General features: G+C 28.2%; 17 protein-coding genes. 1 reads left to right on the plus strand and 16 read right to left on the minus strand.

The window, feature by feature from the left end; genetic code table 11:
- Window positions 1-74: 74 nt before the first annotated feature.
- Window positions 75-1,022: an endolytic transglycosylase MltG gene (mltG, locus tag CQA42_RS01120; protein WP_115582858.1), complete on the minus strand. Its 948-nt coding sequence runs from the start codon at window positions 1,020-1,022 to the stop codon at window positions 75-77.
- On the opposite strand from mltG, the gene CQA42_RS01125 reads away from it, so the two are divergent.
- A complete protein-coding gene (locus tag CQA42_RS01125; protein WP_115582859.1) occupies window positions 964-3,633 on the plus strand; it encodes an AsmA-like C-terminal domain-containing protein in 2,670 nt (889 codons plus the stop codon). The genes mltG and CQA42_RS01125 overlap by 59 nt on opposite strands.
- A 4-nt stretch (window positions 3,634-3,637) precedes the next feature.
- On the opposite strand, the gene thiE is transcribed toward CQA42_RS01125, so the two are convergent.
- From thiE to rpmE, 15 genes are all read right to left on the minus strand, one after another.
- Window positions 3,638-4,258 (minus strand): thiamine phosphate synthase, encoded by a 621-nt coding sequence (gene thiE / locus CQA42_RS01130; RefSeq protein WP_258865519.1) that lies wholly within the window; start codon window positions 4,256-4,258, stop codon window positions 3,638-3,640.
- Window positions 4,255-5,214 carry a TIGR01212 family radical SAM protein gene (locus CQA42_RS01135; protein ID WP_115583118.1) on the minus strand — a complete coding sequence of 320 codons (960 nt, stop codon included), beginning with the start codon at window positions 5,212-5,214 and terminating at the stop codon, window positions 4,255-4,257. Before CQA42_RS01135 ends, thiE begins: the two co-directional genes overlap by 4 nt.
- A gap of 26 nt (window positions 5,215-5,240) precedes the next feature.
- A complete protein-coding gene (purF, locus tag CQA42_RS01140; RefSeq protein WP_115582861.1) occupies window positions 5,241-6,620 on the minus strand; it encodes an amidophosphoribosyltransferase in 1,380 nt (459 codons plus the stop codon).
- 1 nt (window position 6,621) lies between these two features.
- Complete coding sequence (dapB, locus tag CQA42_RS01145) at window positions 6,622-7,392, minus strand: 4-hydroxy-tetrahydrodipicolinate reductase (protein WP_115582862.1); 771 nt, start codon at window positions 7,390-7,392, stop codon at window positions 6,622-6,624.
- A 22-nt stretch (window positions 7,393-7,414) separates the two neighbouring features.
- Window positions 7,415-8,353: a thioredoxin-disulfide reductase gene (gene trxB, locus CQA42_RS01150; protein ID WP_115582863.1), complete on the minus strand. Its 939-nt coding sequence runs from the start codon at window positions 8,351-8,353 to the stop codon at window positions 7,415-7,417.
- A gap of 27 nt (window positions 8,354-8,380) precedes the next feature.
- The gene (locus CQA42_RS01155; RefSeq protein WP_115582864.1) at window positions 8,381-8,809 is read right to left on the minus strand and encodes a hypothetical protein; all 429 of its coding nucleotides are present in this window, start codon (window positions 8,807-8,809) and stop codon (window positions 8,381-8,383) included.
- Window positions 8,810-8,824: 15 nt separating this feature from the next.
- Window positions 8,825-9,142 (minus strand): thioredoxin, encoded by a 318-nt coding sequence (gene trxA, locus CQA42_RS01160; protein ID WP_115582865.1) that lies wholly within the window; start codon window positions 9,140-9,142, stop codon window positions 8,825-8,827.
- Window positions 9,143-9,211: 69 nt separating this feature from the next.
- Window positions 9,212-9,559 (minus strand): YraN family protein, encoded by a 348-nt coding sequence (locus tag CQA42_RS01165; protein ID WP_115582866.1) that lies wholly within the window; start codon window positions 9,557-9,559, stop codon window positions 9,212-9,214.
- Window positions 9,549-10,817, minus strand: coding sequence for a homoserine dehydrogenase (locus CQA42_RS01170; protein ID WP_115582867.1), 1,269 nt, complete (start codon window positions 10,815-10,817; stop codon window positions 9,549-9,551). The genes CQA42_RS01165 and CQA42_RS01170 overlap by 11 nt, the downstream gene beginning before the upstream one ends.
- Window positions 10,818-10,826: 9 nt before the next feature.
- Window positions 10,827-12,035, minus strand: coding sequence for an LL-diaminopimelate aminotransferase (locus CQA42_RS01175; protein WP_115582868.1), 1,209 nt, complete (start codon window positions 12,033-12,035; stop codon window positions 10,827-10,829).
- 20 nt (window positions 12,036-12,055) lie between these two features.
- Window positions 12,056-12,874 carry a hypothetical protein gene (locus tag CQA42_RS01180; protein WP_115582869.1) on the minus strand — a complete coding sequence of 273 codons (819 nt, stop codon included), beginning with the start codon at window positions 12,872-12,874 and terminating at the stop codon, window positions 12,056-12,058.
- The gene (locus CQA42_RS01185) at window positions 12,868-13,785 is read right to left on the minus strand and encodes a hypothetical protein (protein ID WP_115582870.1); all 918 of its coding nucleotides are present in this window, start codon (window positions 13,783-13,785) and stop codon (window positions 12,868-12,870) included. The genes CQA42_RS01180 and CQA42_RS01185 overlap by 7 nt, the downstream gene beginning before the upstream one ends.
- Entirely contained in the window at window positions 13,772-14,452 is a 681-nt protein-coding gene (gene rlmB / locus CQA42_RS01190; protein WP_115582871.1) for a 23S rRNA (guanosine(2251)-2'-O)-methyltransferase RlmB, read from the minus strand. Before rlmB ends, CQA42_RS01185 begins: the two co-directional genes overlap by 14 nt.
- 3 nt (window positions 14,453-14,455) lie before the next feature.
- Complete coding sequence (gene rsmI / locus CQA42_RS01195) at window positions 14,456-15,280, minus strand: 16S rRNA (cytidine(1402)-2'-O)-methyltransferase (protein WP_181881444.1); 825 nt, start codon at window positions 15,278-15,280, stop codon at window positions 14,456-14,458.
- Window positions 15,281-15,282: 2 nt separating this feature from the next.
- On the minus strand, window positions 15,283-15,486 hold the full coding sequence (gene rpmE, locus CQA42_RS01200; protein ID WP_115582873.1) for a 50S ribosomal protein L31: 204 nt from the start codon (window positions 15,484-15,486) through the stop codon (window positions 15,283-15,285).
- Between the last annotated feature and the right edge of the window lie 4 nt (window positions 15,487-15,490).

Consider the following 15,490-nt stretch of genomic DNA (forward strand, 5'->3'; position numbering starts at 1 on the left):
TTTAATAAACTCTTTTAATTATTTTGATTTTATCTGTAACATTTCTACATTTAAAGATTCTATAAATAATTTTTTTATTGATTGATATTATCTATATGAGTTTTGTAGTTGTTAGAGAAACTATGCCCTCCAGATGCGTTTTTCACAAAAAACAAATAATCAACATCAGCTGGTTTTATCGTAGCTATGATTGCATCCATACTAGCACTTCCAACTGGATATGGTGGAATCCCATAGTTTTTATAAGTATTATAAACACTTTTATCATTTCTAATTCGATGCGGTGTAACTTTTTGATGAGAATATTCTCCATAATTTAGCGAGCCATCCATTTGAAGTGGCATTTTTATTTTTAATCTATTATATATCACGGCAGCTATTAGTGGCATTTCTTCTTTGCTTGCGGCTTCTTTTTGGATAATTGAAGCAATAGTTATATAATTAAACCATTGTTTTTCATCATATCTTCCTAGAATCTTGATTGCATTTCTTTTATGTTCTTTCATTGATTGTTCTATTAGATAACTCATCAAATATCTAGGACCAATATCAAGAGGCACTTTGTAAGTATTTGGAAGTATTACACCATCTGGATAAGATGTATATTCTTGATATGCTTCCCATAATTCTTTTTTATCTAATCCAAGTGTAGAGCTGATATTTTCTATAAAAAAATACATTGTTTCACCAGGAATTAATGTAATTTCTTTTAATGCAGCTTTTGAGTTTGTAAGCTGATATAAAAAATCACCCTTTGATGTTTCATAAGTAATATTATTTGTTGGGTGTATTTCTATCCAACCACTTTGTGGGCTACCAAAAAAATTAAGCAATATAGAATCTAATCTATTTATATCTAAATTATTTTTTTGTAAATGTGTTATAATTGATGTAATACTACCTTTTGGTATATTGATTACACTTGGATATGATGAAGTTAAACTTAAATAATAGAAAATAGATATGAAAAAAAATAAAACTACATTAAGAAAAACATATAACAAAATAGCATTTCTACTCATTATTATTCTACTTTTTATATTAATTTTTAAAACCCTAAGCGATGGCCTTAGAATAAATAGCCTTTCATTTGCAGGAATTAAAGTCGATGGATTATATCTAAAATTAAACGAAAAACTCATCTTAGATATTGATAATATTGATATTAGTGGAATCTCAAGGTCAAAAGATTCAGAGCCTATAAGTATAGAAGATATTGAAATAGGTGTAAGAAGGGCTATTTGGCTTGTATCATTTTTTGAACGATTAAATATACCAAATATTCAGTATGCAAATGATAGTTCATCAATTTATTTTGATGGAAAGCAATATAAAATAAATGTTCCTCAAGCATTGGCTGTATTTGAATTAAGAGATAGTGATGGTGATATATTTCTTGATATAGATACATTGAAAATAAAACAGCAAAATATAGATGTAAAAGGAAGTATTTTATATTATAAAAGTGATGGTGTTTTTGCTTTTGATTTATCTTCATATATAAACAAAAGAGATGATAATATCATAAATATAATAGGACAGACAGATTTCACCCACTTAAATGTTGTATTAGATACTACAAATTTAGATTCTATATCTGTTCTTGCTCCATATATAAAAGAGTTTGATTTAGATGTTTATGATTGGATGTATGAAAGATCTTATTATGATAAAGTTAAGGTTGATTTTGCATATATAGTCATAAATAATTTAAAATCAAAAAATATTCAAAAAGATATAGTTGATAATTTGTATGCAAGTGGTATAGTTGAAAATGTATCATTGAAGTTGGATTCTTCATTGTTACCAATTATGGCAAATAAGGTTGAAGTATTATTTGATGAGGGTAAATTATTATTTAAAGTCAAAGATGCATCATATGGTGGGGTGGTAGCAGATAGTGGAATTGTAGAGCTGTCAAAATTTTTACATAAACAAACATTACTAAAATTAAATATCCAATCAAAACAGGCAATATTAGATTCTAGGATACTTGGAATACTAAGCTATTATGATATTAATTTACCAGTTAGTCAAAAAAGCGGATATGTGGATGGTTATATCAATCTTGATATATTATTACCAACAAAAAAATTAGAAACAAAAGTAGCTACAAGCGGATTTTTTAAAATTATAGATTCTACTATAGGTATAAGCGGAGTAGAATTGTTTATAAAACAAGCAGATTTATATATAAAAGACAATATTGTAGCTGCTGCAAATACATATGTGCAATTTAAAGATATATTAGATTCAAAAGTTGATTTAGTGATTGATACCGATATAAAACAAATAGATTTGGTTGCTGTGCCTACATATTTTAATATCAATAAAAATAATAGCAATCTAGTAGATTTTGCAAATAAAGCAATCAAAACAAAAATAGACTTCTCAAAAGATGATATTTTTGTAGATTTTGAGGATCATAATGCTAGTGTAGAGATTAGTGATTTTATAAAAGTAAATATTAATGACATTAGCAAGCTGCTTCCTTATGCACCTATACTTCAAATATTGGATTTAAAAAGTGGAAATATAAATTTGATGATAAAAAATGCAAATGATATGACTATGAATGCAAATTTATATAAGCTTAATTATCCTGTGTATGGTTTAGATGGAAATAAGATTCAATCACTTGCTATAAGCGGTGCATTGAATAATGGAAATTTATTATTACAAGATTCATCTAATAGATTGAATGCCACTATAAATTTAACAAGCGGTGATATATTGATTAATGGAAATAATGTATTAGTTGATCTAGATGAAATGCTAGAATCTAAGATTCCATTATTTGCAAATATGAGAGATGAAAATCAAATAAGTCAAGATGATAAAGAACCAACAAAAATAACCATAAATGCTAGCAATACCTTGCTTAAACTATTTAAATATGAATTTGATATCAATCAAGGAGCTTTGCAAACTACAAAAAATGGCTTTGTAAGCAATGCTAGAAATAAAAATGGTGTAGCAAATTTAAAATTGGATAATAAAACAATTGAAATTAGAGCAAGTAATTTTGATGATGAATTTATAAATAAAATATTTCACAAAGAAATCGTTAAAGGCGGCACATTTGGGCTTATTGGAATCTACAAAGATGGTAAGTTTTTAGGTGATGCAACTATGTCTAATACAAGTGTAACAAATATGGCATCACTGCAAAATATATTGACTTTGATAGATGCTATACCATCACTTGTTGTGTTTAAATTACCTGGTTTTAGCACAAGTGGATATGAAATTGATAATGCAAAAATTAGGATTGGTATAAATAGTGAATTTATTGCGTTAGAAAAAATTGCAATAAATGGAAGCTCTGTTGATATAGAAGGTGCAGGTGTGATAGATTTGGTGCAAGAAGATATAAATTTGCAATTAAGCATATCTACGATGAAGAGCTTAAGCTCTATTTTAAATAAGATTCCAATATTTGGATATTTATTACTTGGAGATGATGGAAAGATTACAACTGAAGTTGCTGTAACAGGAAAGATAGATGATCCAAAAACAGAACTCTCTCTTCTTGAAGATACAGCTAAAGCACCAGTAAATATATTAAAAAGGATTTTTTCACCATTTCAATTATTAGTAGATGAGTTGAAAAAGGAAAGTCAAAATAAATAATTTTTTAAGATTCTGCTAATTTATTTTGTAATTCTTTTAGATTTGATTTTATATCACCTATCCAAATAGAATTAATCATTGCAATCATATCATTAGAATCTAATTTAGTATTTTGAAATTTAGCTATGTTTCTAGTATTTATGCCACCAATAGCACATATTGGTATATTTATCATTTCTTTTGCTTGATTTAATATATCAATATTTACAACCTTTGCATTTTGCTTTGTTTTGCTTTGAAAAATACTTCCAAATGCAACATAATTAGCACCAAGATTCTGGTATCTAAGCGCCCTATTTATATCTCCATAACAAGAGATTCCAATAATTCCACTAAAATTTTTTCTTAAAACCTCAAAGCTTATATTTTCATCATCTTTACCTATATGAATCCCATTTATATTTAATTTTATAGCTAATTCCACTCTATCATTTAAAATAAAATCTACTTTATTCTTTTTACATATATCATTTAATTCTAAGCATAATGTAGAAATATCACTATCTTTTGCACTCTTGTTTCTAAATTGAAATATTTTACAACCGCCTTCTATTGCCAATTCTAGCATATTTGGCAATTTTGTAGCTGGTGTTAGAATCTCATCACTAATTGCATAGAATCTCAATATGCTATTCCATTTTCTAATAATCTATCTCTAATATATCTCATTTGTATATTTTTATCAAAACACCATTTTGGGGCAACAAGACTATCATCATGAGCACCAGCAGAAATTCTTTGCACTACTACATTATGCGGAATTAATTTTAATGATTGCACTATCAAATCTGCATAATTTTCCAGTGAAATTGGCTCGTATTTATTAGCATTATACATTTTCTCTATTGCAGTATCTTTTACTATATAAAGTGGATGGATTTTTATTCCATCAATTCCCCAGCTTAAGACTTCTTTTAGTGATGCAATCATCATTTCATTATTTTCTTTTGGTAATCCATATATCAAATGAATACACACTTTTATGCCATATTTTCTAGTTTTTTGCACCAATTCTTTTGCACCAGCTATCCCATGTCCTCTATTTATTAATCTAAGCGTAGAATCAAAAATTGATTGTATGCCATATTCAAGCCAAATTTCTTTTTTATTTTTTACATAATTGCCAAGTAATTCCAAGATTCTATCTTCTATGCAATCCGTTCTAGTCCCTATTGATAAACCAACCACATTTGGTAATTTTAAGCCCTCATTGTATAGAGTTTCTAATGTATCATATGGAGCATAAGTATTACTAAAAGATTGAAAATATAACATATATTTATTTGTGCCAAATTTATCATTATGTGATTTAGAATAGTTATAAAATTGCGATTTAAGCGTCTCTACCTGCTTATCTAATATTGGATTATAAGTAAGATTGAAATTCATATTTATATTTGATTTTTCAAGTGAGAGTAAAGATGGTGAAAATGTCTCATTTTTGCAATAGGTGCAACCACCTTTTGCAACACTGCCATCAATATTTGGACATGTAAAACCCTGCAAAGATATAGGCACTTTTCTTACCATTTGTCTATATCTTGATTTAAAATACCTTCCAATAGTGAGTATTTGCTTCATATTTTCTTTATCTAATATATCCATATTTATATGATATATTGTCTATCAAAACAAGCTTTGCAGTAACTTTCTCCATTATTTGCTTCATAGCCAATACTCTTATACAAGCCATCTAATGATAGAAAATGCAAAGAATCTGCATTGATAAAATCTCGCACTTCCTCTATACTTTTTGTCGCTGATATTAAATGAGATTCATCTGGTGTATCAACTCCATAATAACAAGGCGATATTGTTTGAGGTGAAGCAACAACTAAATGTATTTTTTTTGCACCTGCTTTTCTTAAGATTTTTATAATTTGCTTGCTTGTAGTGCCACGAACAATGCTATCATCAATTACTATTATTTCTTTATCTTTAATTATTTCTTTTATAGGATTTAATTTTAACCTAACTTTTAATTCTCTATTTGATTGCGTAGGCTCAATAAATGTCCTACCAATATAGTGATTTCTAACGATTCCTAATTCAAATGGAATCTTGCTTTCTTGTGAATACCCAATAGCAGATATTACTCCGCTATCTGGCACTGGTATCACTAAATCAGCCTTAATTTTACATTCTTTTGCAAGCTCAATTCCCATATTTTTTCTAACCTCATAAACGCATTTGTTAAATACAAAGCTATCTGGGCGTGAAAAATACACAAACTCAAATATACATTTTTTTGGTTTTGGAGGGAAAATCTGCACACTCTCAAAAGTTGCATTATCATCTTTTAGACTAAAAATAAGCATTTCACCTGGATTTATATCGCGAATATATTTTGCATCTATCAAATCAAAAGCACAAGTTTCACTAGCTACAACATATCCTTTTGTGCCATCTTCATTTTTTACTTCACCCAAAGAAAACGGTCTAAATCCATATTGATCTCTTATTGCAAATAATTTTCCTCTACTTAAAATGACAAATGAATATGCACCACTTATATGAGATAATGCCTCAATAATCCTATCTTGTAATTTTTCTGCTTTACTTTGGGCTATTAGATGTATTAGATTCTCTGTATCTAAGTGACTTTGGAAAATTGCACCTTTAGATATCAATTTGTCTCTTACCTCTTTTGTATTTACTAGATTCCCATTGTGGGCTACTGCAATTTGTCCTAGTGAATATCTAGCAAAAATTGGCTGCACATCACATTTAGAATCTTCACCAGCGGTAGAATATCTATTGTGTCCTATGCTTATATTTCCTACTAATTTTTGTAATCCATCACTAAATACATTAGTAACCAATCCTTCACCTTTTTGAGTGATGATATTACAACCATTAGAAGTTGAGATACCACTTGATTCTTGCCCTCTATGTTGCATTGCAAATAATGAATAATAACACAAAGTTGCTGACCGATTTGAGTTAAAAACACCTACAACAGCACATTTTTCATTAAGTGAATCCATATTAAAACCTTAATGCATCTTCTATGCTATAAAAACCATTTTTTTGTTTAATCAACCATTTACCAACATCTATTGCCCCATTTGCAAATGTCATTCTACTTGTAGCATTATGTATTAATTCTATATATTCTCCATCAAGATAGAATCCTACACTATGACGACCTACAACATCTCCACCACGAAGAGCCATAACAGCAATTTCATCTTTACTTCTTTTTCCAATCATTCCATCCCTACCGCTTATCCTAACTTTGTTGATATCTAAATCTCTTGCTTCTGCACAACTCTTAGCAAGTCTCAAAGCTGTTCCAGATGGAGAATCTTTCTTTTCTCTATGATGGATTTCTACTATTTCTATATCACTATCTTTTAGAGTGCTTGATACTATTTGTGCTAATTTATTTAGGACAACGATACCTTTTGACATATTTGATGCATACAATATTGGCATTTTTTGTGATGCAACAATCATTAAATCTTGCTGCATTTTATCTAATCCAGTAGTTCCAATAACAATTGGTCTTTGAACTTTATCAATAGCCATATCAAGTAGTAATTTTGTTGCTTCTGGAGAAGAAAAATCAATGATTAAATCACTAGATTCTAAAAATACGCTAATATCATTTGTTACCAAAACACCTTGCGGTATGGAATATTGAAGTTCATTTCTTACATATACACAAGATAAATTTGCTTCTTTATCTTTTTGTAATGCTTCTATTAATAACTTACCAATTCTTCCTGTCGCCCCAAAGATTCCAATACCTAACATTTTTATACCTTGAGATTTAAAATTATCCTATAGATTGTAAATATTCTATCGCACTTAATGCTGCTGTAGCACCATCACCAGCTGCAATAACTACTTGTTTTAGAGATGCTTCTCTTATATCACCTGCTGCAAATAATCCTTCTACTGATGTTTTCATTTTTAGATCTACTACAACCTGTCCCATTTCATTAATCTTACAAAGCATACTTCCATCATCTTGCTTTAAGATTCCAGTATTTACATCATATCCAACAAATACAAAAATTCCAGGAATATTTAATTCTCTTTTTTCATTTGTTTCTAAGTTATTTATCCTTATTCCTGTAACTCCGCTGTTATCTCCATATATTTCTTCTACAATTACTGAAGTTAATATTTCAATTTTTGGATTCTTTTTTACATGTTCAACTGTAATAGGAACTGCTCTAAATTCATTTCTTCTATGGATTAAATATACTTTGCTACACATTCTAGTAAGATAAATTGCCTCTTCAAGTGCCGTATCTCCACCACCAAGAACAGCAACTTCTTTGTTTTTATAAAAGAATCCATCACAAGTAGCACAAGTGCTAACTCCTCTTCCTATAAATTCATCTTCACCTTTTATATTTGCTCTTTTTGGTCTTCCGCCTGTGCATAATATTACAGCTTTTGATTGGATTGTGCTTCCATCGCTTAATTTAATGTCAAAATGATTAGTATTTTTTGATACCATTTGAACTTCATTCATATTATGAACTAAACCAAATCGAAAACATTGTTCCTGCCATGGTTGCATAAAATCAATACCGCTCATAACATCTTTTACACCAGGGTAATTTTCTATTTCACTACTACTTGTAATTTGTCCTCCAGGCATTCCACGTTCAAATAATACTACATCTTTTATTCCGCCTCTAGTTGCATATAAGCCAGCAGATAGACCAGCAGGACCACCGCCAATAATTGCTAAATTAATCATTATTCACCTTTTTTATATTTATCAAAACTAAAACTTTACTACCTTGCTTATTTGAATAAACTTAAAAGAACTCTTTTTCTTTATCAAAAAATATGATGGTAAATTTGTTATATGAAAATTATTAGATAATTTTAATAATGTATTCATTCCAGCACTAAGTGGAATGATATTGTCTTTTATATCTTTATTTGTATCTTGATAAAAATCAATAGCTAAAATTTCAAGATTATACTCATTTGGTATTTTCTTTATTATATCAAATATATTGCTTGATTTAGAATTATAAAAAATTACTATATATTCATCATTTAAAGGTGAGAATATATAGTCTTTACCATATAACACACTATTTTGAAAATCAATAAACTTAAATTTACTAAAAGTCCATTGAAAATAAAAAAATGATGCTGCTAAGAATAAAACAGCAAAAAATGGTAAAAGAAATGAAAATCTCAAAGGATAATTTAACTATTACAATAAAGAATTTATTTTATCCCTTAAAACTTGCTCTGAAGTAACACCTATCATTTGTGCAACAACTTCACCATTTTTCATAAAGATTATTGTAGGAACACTTCTTATGCCAAATTTTGATGCTAAATCATTTTCTTCATCAGTATTTACCTTGCAAATATTTGCTTTTCCTTCAAACTCATCTACTAATTTTTCGATTATAGGATTAAGCATTTTACAAGGACCGCACCAAGGAGCCCAAAAATCTACTAAAGATACACCATTATTCGTGATACTCTCAAAATTATCATTGTTTAATTCTATATATTTACTCATTTTTAATTCTCCTAATTAAATTTAAAATTACTAAGGGCATATTCTAGCATAAATTTAAAATAAAATATTTCAACCATAACTAACATTGCTAAAAAAATCTATTTTATCTCTACATATCCTAATTACATCTACACTATATATAACATCAATATTGTTTTTACTTAAATATATATCTATAGATTTGTAGATTCTCTCTAATTTCTTTTGTGTGATATTTAACAATGGCTCAATCTTATCTCCACTTTTTACTTCTATAAAATGATAAATATTATCTTTAGTAGCAATAATATCAATTTCACCATATGGAGTATAATAATTTGATGTAATAATCTCAAATCCATTATCTAGCAAATATTCTTTTGCTCTATTTTCTGCAATATTGCCTTTTTGTCTGCTACTAAGTTTATTATTCTTCAATTCTAATCATATATGGTTTATCATGTATAATATCTAGCTTACATAAGTTTGATATAGCTTTTTGAATACTTAATTCATTGCTTTTATGTGTTGATAATAGCAATGTAGCTATGCCATTATTTGAAGTTTTTTGTAAAAGTATTTTTATTGAGATTCCATTATCTCCTAAAATAGATGTGATTTTAGATAATACGCCAGCTTTATCTAAGACATTAATTCTTATATAATATCTACTTTCAATTTTAGATATTGGCTTTATTTTTAATCCACTCTCAAGTGGTTGCTTAAATCCAAGCATAGGTGAATAAGAATCTCTAGCTATTTCTATTAAATCCGATACAACAGAGCTTGCTGTTGCATTTCCACCTGCTCCAGCACCATAATACATAGTTTCTCCAACTTTATCACCAATTACACTTACACCATTCATAACACCTGAAATTTTGCTTATCATTTCATCTTTGTTAATCATCGCAAGATGCACTCTAAGTTCTACTTCATTACCTATCTTTTTGGCAATAGCCAATAATTTTATTGTATATCCAAATTCATTTGCAAAAAATATATCATCTTGATTTATATCACTAATACCTTCAATCAAAATATCTTGTGGCATTGCATTTACACCATATGCAATTGATGCAAGTATTAAAAGTTTATGTGCAGAATCCATGCCATTTATATCAAGTTCTGGATTAGATTCTGCATAGCCTAATTCTTTTGCTTCTTTTAGACATTCATTAAAACTTATATCTTGATTTGTCATTTTTGTGAGGATGTAATTGCAAGTGCCATTTAGGATTCCACGAATACTTGTGATATGATTTGCGCTAAGTCCATCCCTTAAAGCCTTTATTATTGGAATCCCACCAGCAACACTTGCCTCAAATCCAATTGGCGTATCTAATGCAATTTTTTGTAAATCATATCTATGATATGCAAGCATTGCTTTATTTGCAGTCACAAAAGCTTTCTTTTTACTTAGGGCTTTTTTTGCTACTTCAAATGCAACATCAACTCCACCCATCAGCTCAACAACTACATCAATATCATCATCTTCCAAAATATCATTTATATCATTACTAAGTGGAATCTTGATATTTTTATCTGTTTTGCTCATATCGCGCACTACACCTTTTTTGACTATTAGATTTGCACCTGCACGAGCTGATATAATATCTTTATTTTGTTCTAATAATAATACAGTGGCACTTCCAACTACGCCAACACCAATAATTCCAATATTAATATTTTTCAAAAAATACCTTTATTTTTTATTTTTTAAATATTGTTTTATATTTCTTGCTGCCTGTCTTATTCGTTTTTCATTTTCTATGAGTGCGATTCTTACATAACCTTCGCCATTTTCTCCAAAACCGACCCCAGGACTAAAAGCAACCTTTGCTTCTTGTAATATCTCTTTGCAAAACTCTAGACTGCCTAAATGTTTATATTGCTCTGGAATCCCAGCCCAAATAAACATGCTTGCTTTTGGTTTTTTTATATCAAATCCTGTTCCTTTGAAACTATCTATTAAAACTTGCATTCTATTTTCATATTTATTTCTTATATCAACAATACAATCTTGAGGACCATCTAATGCTATTGTGGCAGCTATTTGTGTAGGTGTGTGCATGCCATAATCAATCCAGCTTTTTATTTTTTGCAAGGCTTCTACCATTTTTTTATTTCCGACAACAAATCCTACTCGCCAACCTGCCATATTATATGTTTTAGATAGTGTGTATGTTTCTACTGCTACATCTTTTGCGCCATCTACTTCAAAAATGCTAGGAGTTTTAAAATCTCCAAAACATAATTCTGCATACGCAATATCGCTAATAATATAGAATCTTTCTTTTTTTGCAATGCTAACTAATTTCTCATAAAAATCCTTATTTACAACTGCAGTAGTTGGATTGTGAGGGAAATTTACAACAACAAATTTTGGTTTAGGAAATGCGCTTTTTAGTGCTTTTTGCAAATCATTAAAATAAGATTGATAATCTAGTAGCATTTCATCATCCCATTTAATTGGAATATTTATTACATTTGCACCATTTAATATAAAAGCATAATAATGTATAGGATATGCTGGAGAACAAACTATTGCATTATCACCAGGATTTGTGATGGCTTGCACTAAATGGACATATCCTTCTTTTGAGCCCATAGTTACACATACTTCAGTATTTGGATCTAAATTTACACCATATTTTCTTTTATACCAATTAACAATAGATAATCTAAGCTTGTAGATTCCCTTGCTTACTGAATACCCATGATTTTTTTCTTTTTTTGCTGCTTGGCATAGCTTATCTATTATATGGTTTGGAGTTGGACCATCTGGATTTCCCATACTAAAATCTATAACATCTTCACCATTTTGTCTCATTTTAAGCTTTATTTCATTTATGCTAGCAAAAACATATTTTGGTAGCCGCTTGATTTTGTCAAACTCAATTTCATCAAACATAATGCACCCTTTTTTGATATTTATTTAAATCTTACATCTATCCCACTATTAATATTAAAAGAAGATACAGAATCTTTTATTTTTATAAATTTTGTATTATTTACTACATTAATATTTACATTTGATCTTTTGCTTAGATTCTTAACTTCTAAAATATTTAAATCTTTATCAAAAAACACAATAACCGGATTAAAGCTCTTGCCATTTCTAGTTGAAATCTGTAATCTTCCATCGGATGAACCTAACTCAAGCCAATATTCACCAACAACTTCTGTTATTGATATGCTATTTCCTTTTGAAATAAATCTAGAATCTGGAAGCTTAGAATCCCTAACTAATAGTTTATATTCCCATTTATTATCTGTTTCTCGTAAAATACCAACGCTTACAAAACCATTTTTTTGTAATTCATTTAGTAATGCGATAGGATCTACTATATGCTCTGTAGTAAGAGAAATAGTTATTTTTGCTATATTTTCTTTATAACTTGCTTCATTTGTTGTCCAATATGAATACCCCATGCTAGCTAAACTTCTATTGATTGTTCTAAGTAAAAATATGGGACTTGTTTCTGCTATAAAAACCATACTAAATTCTTGTGGATTTTTAAATTTTAGCTGCAATAAGCCGTTATTTTGTAATGTTAAAATAACTTGATAAATATCTAATGCACCATTTTTATAAAAATTTGTTTGGTTGCTAAATAATTTATTTATAAATTTTATATTTCTATTGTATGAGTTTTCACCAAGTATATTTTGAATCTTTTCTTGCAATACATTATCGCTATTAGCATTTAAAACAACGCACAATATAGCAATAAATACAAACCTTACCACTCTTGTCCCCTATTAAACTCTAAAAATTCTTCTTTTGTTATTTCTTTAAATCCACTCTCTCTAGTATAAATAAAATATTTGCTATTGCCGCCAATATAACTCTTATTTAAAGTTGGAGATTTGATATCAAAATATCCATGCCCTGTTCTTATAATCTTTGAATCATCTAGTTTTATGCTAAATGCATCTGCAATTGAAACTTGCTTTTTCTTATAAGTTTGCAAATCAATAATACCAACCCATAATGGAGATTGTGGAGTAATTATCACTTCTTCTACTCCAAATGTATTTATATTATTATTTGAATCTATAAATGTATTATCAATATTGTCATTTTTATCAATAGATTGACCTTCTTGTGTTATATCGCCATTTTCTTCATTTATTATTGTGGCATTAGAATCTACTATCTCTTCATCTTTAGATTTTATTATGGGATCATATTCTATTGTAGTATTAGATTCTATAGGGGTAGATTTTATTATAGGATTTTCAGTAGTATATTTGTTTGTAATTTCACTTTTCTTACTTGATGAGTTATTGTAGATAAAATATGCAATAAATAATATAAGCAGTATTATAAATACAATTAAAAGTCTTTTGTATGTTTTATTTTCTATAGTTGTATCAATAAATGAAATATTTATATTATCTGGCTTAGTTTCTTCTATCTCTTCATTTTCTTTATTTAATTCTTCTTGTTGTTTATGGTATTCATCATATTTTTCAAGCCATTCACTCATATCTATTTTATATTCTCTTTGTAATATATATAAAAAACCTTTGAGGCGAATCCTATCAATATTATCAAATCTACATTCAAAAATATCATCTAATCTTTTTATAGCAATTTTTGTTTTAGCATTTACCTCATGCAAACCGATTTGTTTGAGCTTTTCAATACATTGCATTATTAACCATCCTATATATTAATATTCCTGCTGCTACAGAAACATTTAAAGAATTAAAATTATTCATTTTTATAGATAAAATACTATCCATTTTTTTTATTATTTTATTTGGCAAACCTTCACCTTCACTTCCTAAAAATAATGCCCATTTAAAATCATGGCTATTATTTGATTTAGATTCATTTGGACTTGAACCAAATAATTTAAAATTGCTATGTTTTAATTCATTTATCAAAGTCATAGGATCTTTATGAACCATATATGGCATATCAAAAAAAGCCCCACTGCTAGAGCGGGCAACACCACTTTGATTAAATGTATTTGTAATTATTATCCCATCTACTCCAAATGAAAGTGCAGAGCGAAATATAGAGCCAATATTGCCTACATCAGTTACACCAACAAGAACTATAATTTTACTACAACCTTTAAAAAAATTAAAGTCAAATTCATCTCTAATATTAACATCTAATAAAAAACCTTGATGATTTCCACCTTTTGCTAGACTTTGGATTTTTTTAGAATCTGGTTTTATAATCGGTTTATTTAGTGATGCAAATTTATTAAATATTGCTTTATCAATTTCTTTACCAAAATATATTTCATTGATAATTCTACTATGTTTTTCTAGCACATATAAGCAAACTTGTTTGCCATAGATTATCATTTTTTATCCTTGATTTATTATCTCATTATAACAATCTTGAGTATTTTTACCTGTTAGCTTTGATAATATTTTTGCTTTAATTTTAGGTGGAATAGAAAGTGAGATAATATCTTCTATGCCTAAATATTGCTTTTTTGTATCATTAGAACTTGTATTTATTACAATAACCCACTCACCATTTAAATTTGCTACCCTAATTTTTTCTAATACATCTTTAATGCTTCCAAAATAAAACTTTTCAAATGTTTTTGTGATTTCTTTTGCTAGAAAAATTTCTCTATTTTGTTCTATATCATTTAATATTTGCATAGAATCTAAGATTCTCTTTGGCGATTCAAAACATATAATGATATTATCTTCACTAAGAATCTTGTGAAATAATGATATTTTATCTTGTTTTTTATGTGGCAAAAATCCAATAAATTTAAAATTTTTATCACCAAAACCACTTAATGCAAATGCACTAAGCACGGAACTACAACCAGGAATTATGGTATATGGGATATTATATTTTTGCATATTTTTTACTATTTTGTATCCAGGATCACTAATGCAAGGCATGCCCGCATCGCTTATTAGTGCAATATTATTATTTTGATAAAAACTAGAATCTAGAGATTCTACCCTAGAATCTTCATTGTGAGAATGTAAAGAAATATATATAAAATCTATATTTTTCAATAAATTTCTAGAATGAAGGATTGATATTAGTTTTTTTGCGACCCTAGTATCTTCACATAAAATATAATTACAAATCTCTATAGTTTCTAATGCTCTAATAGTAATATCAGCAATATTACCTATTGGAGTAGCAATTAAATAAAGCAAAATTATTTCATGCTATATTTTTGTTTAAACTTCTCTACTCTACCTGCACTATCTGTAATTTTATCAGACCCAGTGTAAAATGGATGACAAAATGATGAAATATCGATTTTTAACTCACTTTTATTGCTCATAACTTCTATTGTTTTACCACTTGTTACACAAGTAACTTTGCATGGAACATATTTAGGATGAATATCTTTTTTCATAACT

Origin of the sequence: Helicobacter sp. MIT 99-5507 (assembly GCF_003364295.1) — a bacterium.
In the GTDB taxonomy this organism is placed as follows: domain Bacteria; phylum Campylobacterota; class Campylobacteria; order Campylobacterales; family Helicobacteraceae; genus NHYM01.